Consider the following 17179-nt stretch of genomic DNA (forward strand, 5'->3'; position numbering starts at 1 on the left):
GCCCGTGGTCAGATCTGCTGGTGTTACACCGCCCTTCCCCGCGCCCACTCCACCAGTCGATCCGCCGCCATGGGCCTTGCCACGTAATAGCCCTGGATCTGATCGCAGCCCCACTCTTTGAGCAACTCGTACAACTCGGCGGTTTCCACCCCTTCTGCCACGACTTGATAACCGATGGTTTGCGCCAGCTGAATGATCGAGGTCACCACGGCCCGATCCTTGGCATCGCGGCATGCATCACGCATGAACGATTGATCGAGCTTGACCGTTGTCGCCGGCAGCATGCGCAAGTACGTCCAGTTGCTGTAGCCGGTGCCGAAGTCGTCGATGGCCAGGCGGATTCCGCAATTGCGGATTCTTTCCAGGTTTCCCTGGGTCAATTCAGGGTTAGTGATCAAGACACTTTCAGTGAACTCCAGCTCAAGCAAATGCGGATCGATGGTCTTTTCGCGCAGCAGGCCGATCAACTGTTCGACGAACATCGAGTCGGCCATGTCCGCTGCCGACACATTGATCGACACCTGCCACTCATAGCCCTGAGCCTTCCACTCGGCGAGCTGTTCCAGCGCATGGCGCGCCACCCACGCACTGATCTTGCGAATCAGCGGGGTCTTTTCTGCCAGTGGAATAAACTCGGCCGGGCTGATCAGCCCCTGCTCCGGGTGCCTCCAACGCAGCAAGGCTTCGACGCCGCATAACTTGCCAGTGAGCGCTGCCACTTTGGGCTGGTACTCCAGATAGAACTGGTCTTCACGTTCTACCGCTTTCGATAGCGAGGTCAGTAACGTGAAGGCACGTACCTGGGCGCGGTCCAGCTCCGGCTCGAAGTACACACACCCCTTGCCCTTGTGCCGTGCGTGATCGGCCGAACTGATCAGGCAACGCAGCCAGTCCTCGTGCCAATCGTTTTGCGAAAGCCGCAAGATCCCCAAGCCTGCTTTCGGCTGCAAGGGAATGCCGGAACACTCGATGGGTTGCTCGATTTCTTCGGATAGCCGACCGATCAACTCATTGATATCGCCCACGCCAGGAACCATGAAACCGAAGCGCGTCGGGCTGATCTTGTACAGATCGCGATCGCCGAGAATGCGCTTGAGCTTGTCCTTGAGCAGCAGCATCACCTGGGCTGAAAACGGATAGCCCAGCGATTTGACGATCTCATTGAGAAACGCCGGTGAGATCATGTCGGCGGCGATTACTGTCACCGGCTCGTCGCGATGCTTGAAGACTTCGACGTCTTTCTCGAACTTGATACGGTTGAACAGACCGATACTGCCATCGACATAGCTGCTCTCTCGCAAGTCGCGGATGCGCAGCATGACGATGCGGGCGAGTTGTTTGAGAGTGTCTTGTTGTTCGGGCGTCAGGCTTGGGCGAGGTTTGGTATCGATGATGCAGAACATGCCCAGCGTCAGGCCCTCGGCGGTGACAAGCGGGTAGCCGGCGTAGAAACGGATGCCTGGGTTACCGAGCACCAGTGGGTTGTCGCGAAAGCGCGTGTCGGAGGTGGCGTCGGTGACCTCGAAGAAATCATCTGCAACGACCGCAGTGGCGCAGAACGAGTCGATCAGCGGGGTCTGAGTGCAATCGATTCCGGCGTGCGCCCAAAACCACTGACGGCTGCTTTCCAGAATCGAGATCAAGGCAATCGGCACTGAGAAATGTGCAGTGGCCATGCTGATCAGTTCGCTGAATACTTCGTCCTTGATGCCTTCGAAGCATGCCAGTGCGTTCAAGGTTTCTTGACGCAACGGCGTGTTCGACAGCGGATGTGTTTCGTCCTGCACGTACAAATTCCTCGTGGCCTGTTGCTATCAGGCTTCTACTCTAATGGATTGCGCAAGGCTTTAGAAAATCCTTCCGGACGCAATGCACCTTTGCGGACCGCCACTCTGCGAATTGACCTTGCGACTTAAAAGGCTTTTCCTGACACAACAAATACTTAACTTCACTTTCACAAACAGCCGTATATAATCGCCGCTTCCGTTGGGGAGTAACCTGCTGGCGAGCAATCGCGAGCGTTCGTGTCAACATTCTCGGCCGTCAGCCGTGGCACGAACACCTTTTTGGTTGGTGAGACCAGCGACATTGCACATGCCTAAGCCGGGCGCGTGTCTTTGTCGTTGACTCATAGCCCGGCGGACGTAAAACCGTGAACCCGATTTCCCTCGTCTTTCTCGCACTCGCGATGTCTACAGATGCCTTTGCAGCCGCTATCGGCAAAGGCTCCGCACTGCATAAACCCCGTCTTTCTGAAGCGTTGCGCACAGGTCTTATCTTTGGCGTGATCGAAGGCATTACTCCGCTTGTCGGGTGGGCCATCGGCCAGGCGGCGACGGCGTGGGTTGCCGATTGGGATCACTGGATCGCGTTTACGCTGTTGATCGTTTTGGGTCTGCACATGATCTATAACGGCGTGAAAGAAGATGACGAGGAAGAGGAAAAAACCGGTAAGCACTCGTTTTTTGTTCTTGCCGTCACGGCCTTCGCTACGAGCATTGATGCCTTGGCCGTTGGCGTCGGGTTGGCGTTTGTCGACGTCAATATTCTTGTGGCGGCAGCAGCTATTGGCTTGGCCACAATGATTATGGTGACTATTGGTGTAATGCTGGGGCGAGTGCTGGGGACTATGGTTGGCAAGCGTGCGGAGATTATCGGCGGAGTCGTACTGATGATCGTCGGCGCGACGATTTTGTTTGAGCATTTGACGGCGTAAACCGCCCCTCGCGTGGTTGCGGCCAAGCGTATATTCGCCTCAGCCGCAACTACCCATCATCACTTACTGAATGATCGATCTGATCACGTCTTTATTCTGCTGCTGTTGGCCTTGCTGCGAACGCTGCTGTTGCTGCTGGCGCTGAAACTGCTGCATCTGTTGTCCCTGCCGAATGATGTCGTCAGTGCTGCTACCCGAGTTGCCTCGATTGAAGGCATTAGGCGGCGCAACATAGTTGCCGGAGTTTTGCGGCTGACGCTGCTGTGCCGTACGCTCCTGAGCCCGCTGCTCACGAGCGCGCTGTTGTTGCTGTTGCTGCAACTGCGCACGCAGTTCTTGCTGACGTTGCTCTTCAGCGCGTTGCTCGCGCAATTGCTGAGCGCGCAGATCCTGCTCTTCGCTTCTGCGTCGGGCTTCCAACTCTTGTTGTTCTGCGCGAACCCGAGCCTGCTCCTCGCGTGCCTGATCAGCGGCAGCCTTGCGCTGTGCGTCAGCCTGCAAGCGTGCCTGCTTGTCATCCTCGGCTTTTTGCAGGCGCGCCAGTTCGGTCTGCGCTTGTTGCTTGAGGCTTAAGGCTCGCGGCTCGTTGCGATCCTTTTGTAGTACCACATCGGCGTTTTCAATTGCGCAGCGGTAATCCCTTTTGCCCAAACACGTCTTGCCAGCCAGCAGGGCTTGTTCGATCTGCTGCTGATCACGCTTGCTGCCCATCTGCTGCAAACCGTAAGCACCCAATGCGAGTAAAGCCACCAGACCAAGACCGATTTTGCTAATCCGCTTTTTAGGCTTGGCAGGCTCCGGTACAGGCGGCGGCATTGGCGCAGGTGCCGCAGCAGGCGCAGCCGGTACCACAACCGGCGCTGGCTGCACTGTAGCAGGCGCGACACTCGGTGCAGCGACTGCAACGACAACCGGCTCTGGTGCAGGCGCCGCCGGTACGACCCTAAGCGCTGGCGCTGCCCGCTGCACAGCCACGCCGCAGAACGGGCAGTGATTGACCGGCCCGCATAACGGCTGCGCACAATTACTGTTGGCACAGGCAACGGGAAATTTGGCGGCTTTTGCAGGCTGCGACATGGCTTTGCGTCCTCGATCAGTTCACTGGCGGCGGTGGTGGCGGCACAGCAGCAGAAGCCGGAGGCCCGCCAACGGGCGGCTGGAACAGGTGGGCAAGCTCAACAATCTGCCCCGCACCCTGCCAGCCTGCCATGCCTTCACGCCACAACTGACTGTCACGCGTCACCTGCCCGCTCTGCACGTATTGCTGCAACTGCGCGACGGTGTAAGGCCCGTAAGTCGTACCCGCCACACTCAAGTGATAGCTGTACTGCGGCGCAGCAACCGGCGGAGGCGGTGCAAAGCCACCGGCCGCAGGTGGCGGCGGTGGCGGCATGCCAGCCGCTGGCGCTGCAACAGGGGCCACAACCGGTGCTGCAGGTTGCAGCAGATTCTCAAGCCAGCCTTCGGTAAAGAATTCAGGCCGCACGGTCAGCTTCTCGCCGTGATCCGGGTGAACCTCGTCTTGATAAACATCAGCACGCGACCCAGCCACAAACTGAATGTACTGCCCCAATCCCGCTTCAGCGCTGGCCAGCAAACTGTCCTCACGCCCCAGCGCCTGACGCTTCAACCGCGCCAGGTATTCTTTCTTGAGCAGCTCGGCAATCTTGTACGGGAACGACTGATACAGCTCGGACACGCCCTTCTCATCGACACGCTTTTGCGCGCGGTACGCCGTGCGGCTCATCTCCTCAAACAAGGCCGCCAGCCCGGCCACCTGCGCATCGCCCAGGCGCAGGGTCTTGGCGCGCACCTGGTTCTCGATATCGCCACGTTGCACCGGCTTGAAGCCGCTCTGGCGAATCGAGAATTCGTCGCCGATGGTGAAGTCTTCCTTGTTGATGAAGAACTCGTACAGGTTGTTGTCCAGACGCTTGAGCACGCCCAGCGCAATCGCGTGCAGGTACAGCTTGAAGTCTTCGGCAAACTGCCGGTATTGCTCTTGGGTGAACTGGATCGGTTGCACGAACTGGCTGGTGCGCTTGTGGCAATGCAGCGGAATCGCGGCGCTTTCTTTGGTGTAGCTGGCCAGGTACGTCGGCAACGGCGTCAGTGCCGGCATCGGGAAGCCGGACAATTCGGTGAAGCAGATCAGCTTGCCGGGCATGCCGGATTCGACGAACTGAATCTGCCCGGCGTTCATGCCGGTGCCTTGCGGCAAGCACTGGCCGAGCATGGCGCCGTACACACGCTTGAACTCGCTGGCGTCCTGCACACCGATCAGGCAGGTGTAGCGGTCTTTGTTGATGTTGAAACCGCCGGTCAGGTTGAGCGGCGTCCACGGCATGGCGCGTTGCAACAGTTGGCGGAATTTCTCGCGCTGCTCATCCGGCGTCAGGGCTGCCAGGGCGATCAGCAACGGGTCGGCGCCGGGGGCCTGCTTGGGTAGTTGCTGTACGGACTTGTTGCGCAGTTTCGACAGCAGTTCTTCCTGGCCCTCTTCGGTTTGCAGCTTGCCGAACAAGACTTTCGAGCCGCCGAAGTCCTTGAACGCATCCTTGGCCCAGGCGCGCACATCGGCGGCTTCGGCACTCGGCTCTTCGCCGGTCTGCACCAGCTTGAGCGGAATCAGGGTCGCGTGTTTTTCCTTGATGCTGGCGTCGATCTTGGCGATATCGGTGTCGATGCGCTTGAGCAACTGGTTGACCGCATTGCGGCCATCCTGCAGACGACCGACGAAACCGTTCCACACCGGCTGGCCGCTGTGATCGACCGATTCCTTGCGGCCCAGCCACTCGGACACTTCGCGCAGCAGCAGCGCGGCTTCGCGGGCGGCGATGTATCGCACATAGAACAACAGGCTTTCGCGCAGGGTGTCCTTGATTTGGCCGAGCACCGTGTCGGCTTGTTTGTCCTTGCCGCTAAGGCGGGCGAACAGGCCTTTGTCGGTGGTTTCCTTGAGGCGTTCGAACTCACGCGCCAGCTCGGCGGATTCCAGCTTCTCGGACAGCTCGCGAAAGCGCGCAGCGTTCTTTTCCAGCGCCGGGATAATGCCGCTGCCTTCGTTTTCGAGGCGGTCCTTGAGCATCTCGACCAGCGCCAGCGTGTAATCCAGGCCGCCGCGCTCGTCGTCGTCCAGACGGCGGAACAGTTTTTCCGGCAAGGCGTCTTCGCGGGTCAGCTCGGCGAGGCGCTTGTGGCGGTTTTCGCGAATGCGCACTTCGTGGTTGCGCTCGGCGCTGTCGACGGAGCTGCCCTTGGTGTCGCGCTCCAGTTGCTGCTGGATTTCACGCACATGGGTCAGCCACTGATCCTTGTCCGCGCCGCCGCTTTGCAGGCGCTCGAACAAGGCTTCGGTCTTCTGCTCGATCTGCCCGGTGATGCTGATATCACCCTCGACCTGCAACAGGTCGTCAGCGATCTGGTAGTGGGTGAATTCGCCGGTGGCCACGGTCAGTTCGACACGCGACAGAAACTCCGGCAGTTCGGTGAACGTGCGCGGAGTGACGTTGAGCTGTTCCTTGAGGAACTCGTCGCGCTCTTTATCGGTAGGACGATTGCCGCCGACTGCCGCATTGGCGATGCCGAAGAAGGCCTTGAGCATCTGCTGCACTTGCCGGCTGAGGCGTACGTTCTGGCGCGCATCGATCTGGGTGTCGAGCACCGCCTGGCCGATCGACGAATAGGCACACGGGAAACGCAGCTCGGTGTTGTCGCCGTAATCCTGCGGCAGGTTCACGGTGTAGGAGCGGATCTTGTGCTGGTTCTGGTTGACCGCAATCGAGCGCTTCTTGTTGGCGAAGTCCTGAGAGGTGAAGTCGGTGAACAGCACGTCCGAGAGCATCTCGTAGATGTCTTCCTGATCGCTGGTCTTGGCCTGGGCGATGTTGCTGTTATCGATGATGTAGACGTCATCGTATGGACGGCTGTCGATGAACAGGTTGTCGCTGGCGTCCCAGTGCTTGAGCAGCGGGTTGCCGCGCATGCAGGTTTCCAGCTCCATAAGCGCGGCGTAGCCGTTGGCCTGGACGCGCTCGGTGTTGTAGGCATGAAAGCCGCCCGGCAGCACGAAGAACAGATCAACCTTGCCAGCGATATTGCTTTCTTTAAGGATCGCCTTGGCCAGATAACCCATGTCCAGGAACGAACCGGAACCGGTGCCGCCGGCCGCAGAGCCAGTGATCACGATGCGGATCTTGCCCGGCTCGATTTCAAGGCCAAGCTTTTTGAGTTTGTCGGCCTGCGCGCCGATGTTGCTCAGCAAGCGACCGATCTTGTCGCGCAGTTTGTCGCGAATGGTCGGGTACTTGTCGTAGAAGTACAGCCGCGACAAGGCACGAATCTGACCGGCGCCCTTGGACGGATCGATCCCCAGGTGCTTGATCTTTTCCGGGGTCAGCGGGAACCACTCGGCCACTTCGCGGTGACGGTTGAGCTCATCGATGGAGTGGGTGTACTTGCTCAGGTTGAGCTGCTCGATAATCTTTTCTTCAGAGGTGAAACTCACCTGCTCGGCCAGCACATCGGTCTTCACCGACTTGCCGTCCTGGGTCACTTCGCCGGAGTCGAGGTCGAAGTTGATGAACTGCACCACCGGAAAATCGGCGACCTGCTGCACCTGGCTGTTGCCACCCCAGATAGCATTGAGGATGCGCCGACGCACACGAATATTGACCTTCATGCCGGTCCCGCCCAAGGCGATGAACAGCGTCGGGTGGATCTTCTCGATGATCGGGTTGGCTGGCGCGCCGGTGGGTTGTGCAGTGTCGCTCATTGAAAACTCCGTGAGCCCTGAGCGGGCTGGCCGAAAGCTCGGCATTGATCCTGGTGCAGTCGCGGCAGCTGCGCCGCGACCCTGAAAGCGCTGGGGCTTAGCGTTTGGCCGAGAAGGTCATCAGCCAGGCGACCAGCGAAATCGCCGCCACGCCGCCCAATGGCGCGAAGTACAGCGGCGCCAGGAACTGACCGGAGTTGATCACCGCCAGCACGGCCATGGCTGCAATCATCAGCAGGCCCAGAAACAGGAACCAGCCCGAGGCATTGGCGCGGCTCGGCGCAACGCGTTCACGGACGCGCCAGTTGGCGTAGGCGTTCTTGATCACGAAAAAGATGATCGCCAGCACCACCAGCACGGCGATGCCGACCAGAGCGTCACGGCTGTCGACCTTTTTCGGTCCCAGGTCCAGCGGCGTCGGAACGCCCAGCGTGCTGGTGGTGGTTGCCGGAGCCGCCGCAGTGGTGCTTTCGATCGGGGCTGGCAATGCGCTGGTCTGGGCCATGTGAAGAGCTTCCTTGGGATACGTGAAAGAGGGTTACTTGAGACGGACGGCGATATCGGGCGCCCGGTCGATCAATTGCGCGCCGAACAGGCCACGCTTGAGGGTTGCGACCTTGTTCTGCCGGGCGTCATAAACGCCGACGCTGCTGAACGGCTTGAGCGGGTATTGCTGGGTAAGACCTTCTACCGCGACGGTGAAGCTCTTCTTGCCGCCCAGCATGGCGAACAGCACCAACAGTCCGATCAACAGCAGCACGAACAGGCCGAGCAGCAATAGCACCGGCATCAGTGGGTAGCTGACTTGCAGCACGATCGGCAAACGGGTAGCTGAACTGCTGGCCTCGCTGGACGGCACGAACACGTCCGGCAAGGCGTCGCCGGGGAACAGTTCGTTCATGCGTTCGATAAAGGCCTGGGAAATGCGCAGTTGCTGCTCGCTTAGGCGCACTTCGATGGCACCGGCGCGCTGGTAGCCGCTGGAGAAAATCACTTCGCTGGACCATTGCGACGGCAACGGCGGCAGTTGCAGGCTGATCGCCAACGGCGCAGAGCGTGCGCCCGGTTCCAGGTCCTTGATGCGCTCGACCGAGATGCTCGATTGCAGGGCTTCGCCGGGCATGTCCAGGCTCATGTCAATTTTTGCGTCATGAATCTGGTAGGGGTTGAACTGGTTTTCGAACTGCCCCAGCAGCACCGCCGTCTTTGGCGAGCTGTCGACCTTGATGTTGAGCACCACGGTTTGCTGGTCCGGCGCCAGCTCGGCACTGACATCGTCGGTGTCCTGAACGCCGGTCGGAATGAAACGCACGGCCGAGCGGGTCAACGGCTTGAGGCGCACATGGTTGTCGTTGAGCAGGCTGGCCAGCGCCGGCTGGGCCAGCACCTGTTCCAGCGCGGCACTGGCGTTGTTGCCATAGGCCAGCGCGTAGATCATCAGCCCGTTGGCCTGATAGTTGGGGCCTTTGACCGGCATTTTCTGCGGGAAGGCGGCAATGCGCGAAATCGATGCTTCGGTGTGCAGCAGGTCATAGAATTCGCGGTTCTTGAGCTGGGTCTCGCTGCTGTTGTTGGGGCTGTTCTTGTTGTTGGTGATGATCCAGACAATCCCCTCGCGGCCTTCAAGGCCGGTGGTAATCGCAGCCAGCAAGGCTTGCTTGAAGTCGGTATCGGCATAGGCGCCACCGGCTTTGCGCGCCAGGCTCAACTGGTTGACGCTGTCGGCGAGCCCTGCGTGGGTGCCGGGGCCACGATAGGTCCACTGCGGCGAAGGGTGCACATTATCGGCCTGATTGAAGCCGCCGATCACCACTTCGCTGTCGCCCGCCGCGGTGGCGGCCAGCTTGATGACCAGCGGTTTGAACGGCGACGCCGGGTCGAGGTAGAACGGCTCCATCCAGCCGGAGTTCTGTACCAGAAACACTTGCCGCAGCGGTTGCGCCGAAGCGTTGGCACTGAAACCCAGTAGGGCAAGCATCAGCAAAGCGGCACGCATTATCGGCCGGTTCAAGCGTTCCATCGATACAGCGCTCCGCAAGAGTCGATATACAGCCACATCGCGTTATCGAAGAAAAACCACTGGGCATTCCACGGCTGGCTGACATGGGCATTGAGGCCAAAGCCGATGCCGCCGACCTGGTCCAGACGGTACTGGACGTCGGCTTTCTGGTCGCTCTGGAAGAAGTCATCCAGGGTACGGGTCTGGTTGGCGCGCATCGACAACAGCAAGCGCTCGCTGCTGAACTCGATAAACGGGTACACCACTTCGCGGGTGGTCGGCTCCAGGTTTTCGTCGTGGGTATCCCACGGTCGCTCCAGGCGGATGTTGTACTTGAAGCTCAAGTGCCCGGTGCTCAGGCGATAGCCCTTGATCGGCTTGGACGGGTCGGTGGCGCCGTCGTCCAGTTGCAGGTAACTCAGGCTGTCATCCGTAGACACCAGCTGCCACAGGCCGCTGCCATCACGAAACGGCGGACCCTGCTCCGGGTGGGCAGTGGCGCCGTCGGGCCAGGGTTGCCATTCGGCCTGCACGGAGGTGCCATGGCGCAGGCTCAGGTAGCCGTGTTCGCCGATCCACAGTAAACGCCGCGAGGACGGATCGCGCACGGGGGCCGACAGGCGGGTCATGCGTTGCGGGTCGGCACCGGTGACCGGGTAGTGCTCCCAGCCGGCGGCAGTGGGGCTGACCAGACGCACGCTGCCGTCGCTCATGTGCAACGGCAGCCAGGCGCGCTCTTCGAGATCGCCAGGGCCGGCCAATGCGCGGCCTTCCTTGCGCTGGGTGCGGTATTTGAGGGTCAGCGGATCGACCTTGACCAGCACCGCCCCCTCCTCGCCCCCGACCAGCAGGGTATGGCCGCGCTCGGCATCGCCCAGACTGACCGACCAGGCCCAGTTTTCCAGGCGGGTACGGCCAATCGGTGTGCCTTCCGGTTGCAGCTCCAGCCATTTGCCAGAACCACGCTGCCAGAGGAACAGGCTGCCTTCGCGCCCCAGCGCGAACAGCGCGTCGCGATAGCCGCCCAGATCGGCGACAAAGAAGTTCAGGCCGTTCTTGCGCGGCAGCTCGATGATTTGCTTGCTGTCGTTCAAGTCACGCACGCCAGCCGCTTGCAGGCGCTGGAACAAGGCCGAAACGGTCTGCTGCGCGGCGCCGAGTTGCCCATTGGCAATCACTCGCGAACCGCTGCCGTCGCCATACGGCGGCAACCAGCGCTTGCCAGACTGCCAGGCGGTTACGGGCAAGGCCGTGCCGTTGTCCGGGCAATGCTTGAAGGTTGACGGCAAATAGTGCGCTCCCGGCTTTTGCCGGGCACCGACCAGGTAGTCGAGGTCGACCAGATCGCTTGCAGGTTTGACCCCCGCTACGCTGTGAAGGGAGAAATGGCCATCAGGGCCCTGATGCCAGAGTTGGTCACCCAACTGCCAGGTGTGCACACCATCCTTTGCGGCTATCTCCATACCTTCCTACTGATTGCTTGCTGCAAGCCGGGGCCATAAGGGCGGGCACAAGGGCTGATACCGAACCGGCTTGCTAAGTGAATGCATTAGGCCATCTAATTTTGGCGCGGGAATAATGGCACAAGGCGATACAATTTGACATCCTTCCAGCCGCTCAAGCGCGCGTTTGAGCCATCGCCGCGTGAAGGGCCAAGTCACTCTATCGTTTGGCCTCAGGCGTCCAGGCCTGACGCCTTATAACCATGCTGCCCTCGCTGGCTTGATGATAAAGGGTATAAGGCAGCCCGAGCGTATCCAGCACACCCGATAGCCCCCCATCCAGCAAAGCGCCAGCCAGCAGTGGGCCAGAAGTGTCTGTTCCGTACTTGTACTCAGCGTTCAGGCTACAGAAGTCATACGCCACGCCACTGTAGACGCGCGGAATGGTTTCACAGCGGGTCTTCATGTCAGTGAGCTTTCGCTGCGCATAGTCATCTTCACGCAACACCGTATTGATGCTCCCACAGCCACTGAGCAGCACCACTGCCAGCAGCAGAAACTCCCTTTTCATCACTGATTTCCTAGCCGATATCGGGCGCATACTTTATCCGACACAAGCGTGTCAGGTTGAACCAATCGCCCGTCCAGGTTGCCAAATCAATCAGCATACGGCCATAACACGACGGCCTCTTATTTCGCCCTACCAACAACAGGATGTGTTGAATGCCTATCAAACACTCTCTCTGGCTCGGCCTGCTCGGCGCCTTTTCCTTCAGTGTCCAAGCAGCATCGCTGGACGTACCGGTCAACCTTGTGAGTGCCGACGGCGCGCCCAAACCCATTGGTAGCGTGCATGTAGAAGAAACCGACTACGGCCTGCTGTTTACTCCAAAACTGACCGACCTGCCGGCCGGCGTGCACGGCTTTCATGTGCATGAAAAAGGCAGTTGCGACGCAGGTGAGAAAGACGGCGTAAAAGTCGCGGCCCTTGCGGCTGGCGGTCACTTCGATCCGGACAAGACCGGCAAGCACCTGGGGCCTTATGACAAGAACGGCCACCTCGGCGACTTGCCTGCGATTTACGTGACTGCTGACGGCAAGGCCGAATATCCAGTGCTGGCACCGCGCCTGAAAAAGCTGTCTGAAATCAAAGGCCATGCCTTGATGGTGCATGCGGGTGGCGACAATCACTCCGACCATCCGAAACCGCTGGGCGGTGGCGGTGATCGCGCGGCCTGTGGCGTGATTTAAAACTGTTTGCGCATAACCGGTCGGGCGGTGAAAATCGCCCGAACGCGCCAAGGCAGGCCCTTTGACATGAAACCCGCAAAACCCATCACCCGCGCATTCTGTGTCGAGTTGCAGCAAGAACTGTCGATCACCGCCGCTCGACGTGAGTATTTCTCTCAGGAACCGCCACGCGCACGCTTTGAATTCCTCTGTTCAAGCGAACCTTGCCGAGCGCAGGGCGTGAAGGTCACTGGCGTCCGTTACGACGTCAAACCGCAAGACAACCCGACGTTTGTGGCAGCGCACTATCGTGCAAACCCGCACTATCAACACCACGCCGATTGCGAGTGGGTTGAAGAAGGCGAGCCCGACAACGAGCAGCCCGAATCAAGTGACCCGCAAAACCGACTGCGTCAGGTCAAGCGCAAGCTCGATGACGCCATCGATGTCTTCGACCCTAACTTGAAACAGCCAGTCAAAGAGGTCGCTATACGCGAGCTGTCCGGCACAGCGCCGTCCAAACCAGCACAACCCGCCCCTGCCCTAGCCGTCAGCGAACCAACAACCCCGCGCTACAGCGAAACCCGCACCAACAACCTGGAACGTCTGGTGGATTTCTATCGACAGGCCAGGGCCGAGTTGTCGCCGGAGGATTTCAAACAACTGACGCTGCGTGTGTCCGGGCAAGGTGAGGTGTCGTTGCGCTCATACTTCCGCCACATCAAATACGCACAAGCCGGCGACAAGGATCGAGTGATGTTCGGCGGCGGGTTGATCGAACGTTACGGCGTCGGCTTCAAGTTTCTGTTCTTCGACCGCATCGAAGGCAAACGGGTGAGCCTCTATGTCTCGCCAGCGCGCATGCAGGCTTATCGCTCCAGCCGCTATATCAGCGAACTGCTCAGCCATGCCGAGGAAGTGAAGTTCTTTACCTTTTTCGCCTTGGGCAGCCTGGTGACGAGTCCGTCGGGCAAAAGCCTGAGCCTTGAGGTCGATGATTTGCGGCATCTGGCAATTGTGTTGGGGCCTGCCAAGGAAGAACCGACACCCGCAGCAGAATGAAAAAAGGGAAGCCAGCGCTTAATGCCGATCAGTTAAGCCGGTTTTCGCCAGTTTTAAGACTGGCGCTGTGTTGCCCTTAACTGATCGGCATTAAGCCAACGCTTCCCTTTTTTGTGTCACCGAACGAGGTGTCAGACCTTGACGATCCAGCCTTCCGGCGCCTCGACGTCGCCCTTCTGCACGCCAGTCAGTTCCTTGTACAGGCGCTGGGTCACAGGACCGACTTCGGTTTCGCTGTAGAACACGTGCAGGTTGTCTTTGTAGGAAATGCCGCCGATTGGCGTAATCACCGCAGCAGTGCCGCAGGCGCCGGCCTCTTTGAAAGTGTCGAGCTGATCGATGAACACATCGCCCTCTTCAACGGTCAGGCCCAGACGGCTGGCAGCCAGTTCGATCAGCGACAGACGGGTGATGCCTGGCAACACCGACGGCGAGCGTGGGGTCAGGAATTTGTCGTCCTTGGTGATGGCGAAGAAGTTGGCCGAGCCGACTTCTTCGATTTTCGAATGGGTCTGCGGGTCGAGGTAGATGCAGTCGGCGAAGCTGTTTTTCTTGGCTTCGGAGCCTGGCAGCAGGCTGGCGGCGTAGTTGCCACCGACCTTGGCGGCGCCGGTGCCGTTGGGGGCGGCGCGGTCGTAGCCGGAGATCACGAAGTTGTTCGGCTTCAGGCCGCCCTTGAAGTAGGCGCCGACCGGAATGCAGAAGATCGAGAAGATGAACTCGGGTGCAGTGCGCACGCCGATGTTGTCACCCACGCCGATCACGAACGGGCGCAGGTACAGCGCGCCGCCGGAGCCATAAGGCGGGATGAAACGTTCGTTGGCCTGGACGACCTGCTTGCAGGCCTCGATGAAGGCATCGGTAGGCACTTGTGGCATCAACAGGCGCGCGCAACTGCGCTGCATGCGTTGAGCATTCTGGTCGGGGCGGAACAGGTTGATCGAACCGTCCTTGCAACGATAGGCCTTGAGCCCTTCGAAGCATTGCTGGCCATAGTGCAAAGCAGTGGAGCCCTCACTGATGTGCAAAACGTTGTCTTCGGTCAGCGTACCCTGTTCCCAGGCGCCGTTGCGCCAGTGGGACAAAAAGCGCTTGTCGGTCTTGATGTAATCGAAACCCAGATTGTCCCAGTTGATGCTTTCTTGACTCATAACGCCCTCTTTCTTTTTAGCAGACTGCCTGGATGAGTCAGGCCAAGGCCGTATTCTGCCAGATGAAAGCACTTCTGAGTCTGAAATCACATCGCCTTCAGCCCACCGGAACCGCTTGAGCGGCCTGGCGCTGGCGCACGTAGGTCAGGAAGGCTTCGGGGTCGGTGGTGCACAGGTCACGGGCGACCGATTTGACTTCATCCATGGGCCAGTCCCACCAGCCCGATTGCAACAGCAACTCGCGCACCGGCTCATCGAAACGCCAGCGAATGAATTTGCACGGGTTACCGCCAACCACCGCATAGGGTTCGACATCGCGGGTGACAACCGATCCTGCGGCGACCACGGCACCATGACCGATGGTCACACCGGAGAGAATCATCACCCCGGTGCAGATCCAGCAGTCGCTGCCGATCACCACATCGCCTTTGCTCGGCGCGTAGCCTTCGATGTCAGCCAGCGTGTCGACCATCGCCGGAAACGGATAAGTGCTCAGCCAGTCGGTCCGATGGCCACCGCCCAGCAGGATTTTCACGCCCTCGGCCATCGAGGTGTAGGCGCCGACCTGCAGGGTGGCGTTCTGGTCGAACTCCAGTATCTGCGGAACACCATAGCTGCCCACGCCGAATTGATGGCGCGGATGCTGCAGGCGGGTCTTTTCAGGCAGCCGTTCCAGCTTGTCCAGGCCCTTGAGGTGCTTGCGGGCCTGTCTTTCTTTGAACCATTGAAAAAACTTCATGACACTCCGTCAGCCTTAACGATGCAGGACCAGGCGTTTGAAGCGCCGCCAGGTGGTGTTGTTCATGCATTTGAAGGGGATCGAGCGCAGGAGTTTCCAGGCATAGGGTTTATCGGCCACCACCGCGTATTTGAGCGCCTTGTGGACGATACGGGTTCGCGCGCTCTGGTAATCGGGATGCCTGTCGTACGGCGCGATGGTTTGCATGTCTGCATCGAGCAGCACCTTGTACTTGCGCGACAGGTTATTGGGGTGACGCCGGTAGCGGGTGATCTTGACCGGCAATACGTCGATGCGATAGCCCTTGGCCGCAATGCGCAGGGTGATCTGGAAGTCCTGGACCTTGATGGCCGGGTCATAGCCTCCCGCCTCTTGCAGGGCCTGCATGCGGTACAGCGCCACCGGCGCGCCGACCACCACCGCGCCGCGCACCACTTCATCGAAGTGCAGGCGCTCGACCGCCTCGCGGCGCTGGCACTTGAGGTCCTTGCCGTCGCAGTCCATGTAGGTGATCAATGCGCCGACAATGCCGACTTCAGGGTGCTGATTCAGGTACTCGGCACGCACGCGCACCGAGAACGGCAGCATGATGTCGTCCAGATCGGGCGTCGCAACATACGCACCCCGGGCATGGCGCAAGCCGTGATTGAGCGCGGCGCTGACGCCTTGATTGCACTGCTGGTAGAGCTGAAAAGGGTATTTGGCCTGCAAGGCCTGGAGCATGGCGTAGCTGTTATCGCTGGAGCCGTCATCGACGATGATGACTTCGAAGTGCTCGTAGTCCTGGGCAAAAATGCTGTCGAGGGCGCTTTCGAGGAATTTTTCGGCGTTATAGCAAGGGGCGATGATCGAGACCAGCGGCGCTTGGGTGGCGGCCTGTTGTTGGGTTGAAATCATGGGAGGTCACGCTTCATGGGAGAGGACTGCAGCCTGTTGATAAAGGCTCAACGTTGAAGCACTCCCTGGCGAAACCAAAACCTGATCCATTACCTGATACTTCAACCGAGCATGGCCATCAGCACGCCTTGCAACACCGGAACCCCCGGATTTTCGGCGCGTGACAGGCAGTGATTATCACTCCGGATTGTTTAACTTTGAAGAGAGTGAATATCAGGTTACATAAAAAAAGCCCTGTTCAAAGAACAGGGCTTTCGGGTACCGCTCAGGCGAGCCTCAGAAGGCGTAGGTTACCAACAGCTCTTTGGTCACCTGAAAGTCCACCGACATCATCACGCTCAGGGCGGTGATGGTGACAATGGAGAACACGAACAGCTTGCGGGCCCAGACAGTATCGTCGGCAGCCTTGTAGCCTTTCCAGGCCATGTACAGCCAGTAAATGCCCATCCCTGCCGCAACGGCCAGATAGTTCAGCCCGGCATAACCGCCGAACGTCAGCATCAGGGTCGCGACCAGAAACGCCAGAATGTACAGCAGGATATGGCGCTTGGTCACCAGAATGCCGCGCTCGACCGGCAGAACCGGAATCTTCGCTGCACGATAGTCGTTGAAGCGAAAGATCGCGATGGCGTACGAATGCGGCATCTGCCACAGGCTGAACATCACCAGCAGGGTCAAGGCCGCAAAGTCGAAGCTGTTGCTCACTGCGCAGTAACCGACCACCGGAGGCATGGCCCCCGACAGGCTACCGATCAGCGTGCCGTGCACCGACTTGCGCTTGAAGTACAGGCTGTAGAAGCCTACGTAGATCACGAAACCGATGACCACCAGCAACGCCGACAGCGGGTTGGCGTAGGTGTACAGCAACCACACGCCTGCCACGCCCAGAATCGTGCCGTAGAGCAAGGCCAGCTTCAGTGAAACCAGGCCCTGCACCAGCACACGGTTGCGCGTACGCTCCATGCGCTGGTCGATATCGCGATCGATGCAGTTGTTGAACACGCAACCGGACGCTACGACAAGGGAAGTACCGATGATCGCTGCCAGAAGCACGATGAAATCGATATCGCCCTTGGAGGCCAGGAAAAAGCCACCTGCCACCGAAAGCACATTACCGAAAATGATCCCCGGTTTGGTGATTTGGATAAAGTGCTTCAGCGACATCAGGG

The 17179-nt window shown here is 59.5% G+C and carries 14 protein-coding genes; 4 read left to right on the top strand and 10 right to left on the bottom strand.

The annotated features are described in order from the left end of the window. Positions 1-23: 23 nt before the first annotated feature. Entirely contained in the window at positions 24-1787 is a 1764-nt protein-coding gene (locus tag ACYP2A_RS00355) for a sensor domain-containing phosphodiesterase (RefSeq protein WP_459741712.1), read from the bottom strand. A gap of 365 nt (positions 1788-2152) precedes the next feature. Between ACYP2A_RS00355 and mntP the strand changes: the two genes are divergently transcribed. Together mntP and ACYP2A_RS00365 are read left to right on the top strand one after the other, a co-directional pair. Then, entirely contained in the window at positions 2153-2716 is a 564-nt protein-coding gene (gene mntP, locus ACYP2A_RS00360) for a manganese efflux pump MntP (RefSeq protein ID WP_459741714.1), read from the top strand. Positions 2717-2728: 12 nt separating this feature from the next. Next, a complete protein-coding gene (locus ACYP2A_RS00365; protein ID WP_459741717.1) occupies positions 2729-3289 on the top strand; it encodes a hypothetical protein in 561 nt (186 codons plus the stop codon). Positions 3290-3809: 520 nt separating this feature from the next. Here the strand turns inward: ACYP2A_RS00365 and ACYP2A_RS00370 are convergent. The 5 genes from ACYP2A_RS00370 to ACYP2A_RS00390 form a co-directional block, all read right to left on the bottom strand. After that, entirely contained in the window at positions 3810-7490 is a 3681-nt protein-coding gene (locus ACYP2A_RS00370) for a tubulin-like doman-containing protein (RefSeq protein WP_459741718.1), read from the bottom strand. A gap of 97 nt (positions 7491-7587) precedes the next feature. Next, positions 7588-7995 carry a hypothetical protein gene (locus ACYP2A_RS00375; protein WP_459741720.1) on the bottom strand — a complete coding sequence of 136 codons (408 nt, stop codon included), beginning with the start codon at positions 7993-7995 and terminating at the stop codon, positions 7588-7590. 33 nt (positions 7996-8028) lie between these two features. Beyond that, positions 8029-9510 (bottom strand): hypothetical protein, encoded by a 1482-nt coding sequence (locus tag ACYP2A_RS00380; RefSeq protein WP_459741722.1) that lies wholly within the window; start codon positions 9508-9510, stop codon positions 8029-8031. Then, positions 9498-10952, bottom strand: coding sequence for a hypothetical protein (locus ACYP2A_RS00385; RefSeq protein WP_459741724.1), 1455 nt, complete (start codon positions 10950-10952; stop codon positions 9498-9500). The genes ACYP2A_RS00380 and ACYP2A_RS00385 overlap by 13 nt, the downstream gene beginning before the upstream one ends. A gap of 199 nt (positions 10953-11151) precedes the next feature. Next, on the bottom strand, positions 11152-11502 hold the full coding sequence (locus ACYP2A_RS00390; protein WP_459741726.1) for a YceK/YidQ family lipoprotein: 351 nt from the start codon (positions 11500-11502) through the stop codon (positions 11152-11154). A 158-nt stretch (positions 11503-11660) separates the two neighbouring features. Here ACYP2A_RS00390 and sodC point away from each other — a divergent pair, with 158 nt between their 5' ends. Both sodC and ACYP2A_RS00400 read left to right on the top strand, forming a co-directional pair. After that, positions 11661-12182, top strand: a complete 522-nt coding sequence (sodC, locus tag ACYP2A_RS00395; RefSeq protein ID WP_459741901.1) for a superoxide dismutase [Cu-Zn] SodC — start codon at positions 11661-11663, stop codon at positions 12180-12182. A gap of 66 nt (positions 12183-12248) precedes the next feature. Then, positions 12249-13223, top strand: a complete 975-nt coding sequence (locus ACYP2A_RS00400; RefSeq protein ID WP_459741728.1) for an ATPase — start codon at positions 12249-12251, stop codon at positions 13221-13223. Positions 13224-13354: 131 nt separating this feature from the next. Here the strand turns inward: ACYP2A_RS00400 and ACYP2A_RS00405 are convergent, their stop codons facing one another. The 4 genes from ACYP2A_RS00405 to cyoE form a co-directional block, all read right to left on the bottom strand. After that, the gene (locus ACYP2A_RS00405; protein WP_459741903.1) at positions 13355-14428 is read right to left on the bottom strand and encodes a branched-chain amino acid aminotransferase; all 1074 of its coding nucleotides are present in this window, start codon (positions 14426-14428) and stop codon (positions 13355-13357) included. A 43-nt stretch (positions 14429-14471) separates the two neighbouring features. Next, on the bottom strand, positions 14472-15113 hold the full coding sequence (locus ACYP2A_RS00410; protein WP_459741730.1) for a CatB-related O-acetyltransferase: 642 nt from the start codon (positions 15111-15113) through the stop codon (positions 14472-14474). A gap of 15 nt (positions 15114-15128) precedes the next feature. Then, positions 15129-16010 (bottom strand): glycosyltransferase family 2 protein, encoded by an 882-nt coding sequence (locus ACYP2A_RS00415; RefSeq protein ID WP_459741732.1) that lies wholly within the window; start codon positions 16008-16010, stop codon positions 15129-15131. 276 nt (positions 16011-16286) lie between these two features. Then, a complete protein-coding gene (gene cyoE / locus ACYP2A_RS00420; protein WP_459741733.1) occupies positions 16287-17174 on the bottom strand; it encodes a heme o synthase in 888 nt (295 codons plus the stop codon). Positions 17175-17179: the final 5 nt, after the last annotated feature.

This window comes from Pseudomonas sp. 3A(2025), assembly GCF_054589175.1.

What these genes read in the sequence shown, in the direction of transcription:
- ACYP2A_RS00370 (WP_459741718.1), bottom strand. Translation starts at nt 7,490, where the DNA reads ATGAGCGACACTGCACAACCCACCGGCGCGCCAGCCAACCCGATCATC.
- ACYP2A_RS00410 (WP_459741730.1), bottom strand. Translation starts at nt 15,113, where the DNA reads ATGAAGTTTTTTCAATGGTTCAAAGAAAGACAGGCCCGCAAGCACCTC.
- ACYP2A_RS00415 (WP_459741732.1), bottom strand. Translation starts at nt 16,010, where the DNA reads ATGATTTCAACCCAACAACAGGCCGCCACCCAAGCGCCGCTGGTCTCG.
- ACYP2A_RS00400 (WP_459741728.1), top strand. Translation starts at nt 12,249, where the DNA reads ATGAAACCCGCAAAACCCATCACCCGCGCATTCTGTGTCGAGTTGCAG.
- cyoE (WP_459741733.1), bottom strand. Translation starts at nt 17,174, where the DNA reads ATGTCGCTGAAGCACTTTATCCAAATCACCAAACCGGGGATCATTTTC.
- ACYP2A_RS00390 (WP_459741726.1), bottom strand. Translation starts at nt 11,502, where the DNA reads ATGAAAAGGGAGTTTCTGCTGCTGGCAGTGGTGCTGCTCAGTGGCTGT.
- ACYP2A_RS00380 (WP_459741722.1), bottom strand. Translation starts at nt 9,510, where the DNA reads ATGGAACGCTTGAACCGGCCGATAATGCGTGCCGCTTTGCTGATGCTT.
- ACYP2A_RS00385 (WP_459741724.1), bottom strand. Translation starts at nt 10,952, where the DNA reads ATGGAGATAGCCGCAAAGGATGGTGTGCACACCTGGCAGTTGGGTGAC.
- ACYP2A_RS00375 (WP_459741720.1), bottom strand. Translation starts at nt 7,995, where the DNA reads ATGGCCCAGACCAGCGCATTGCCAGCCCCGATCGAAAGCACCACTGCG.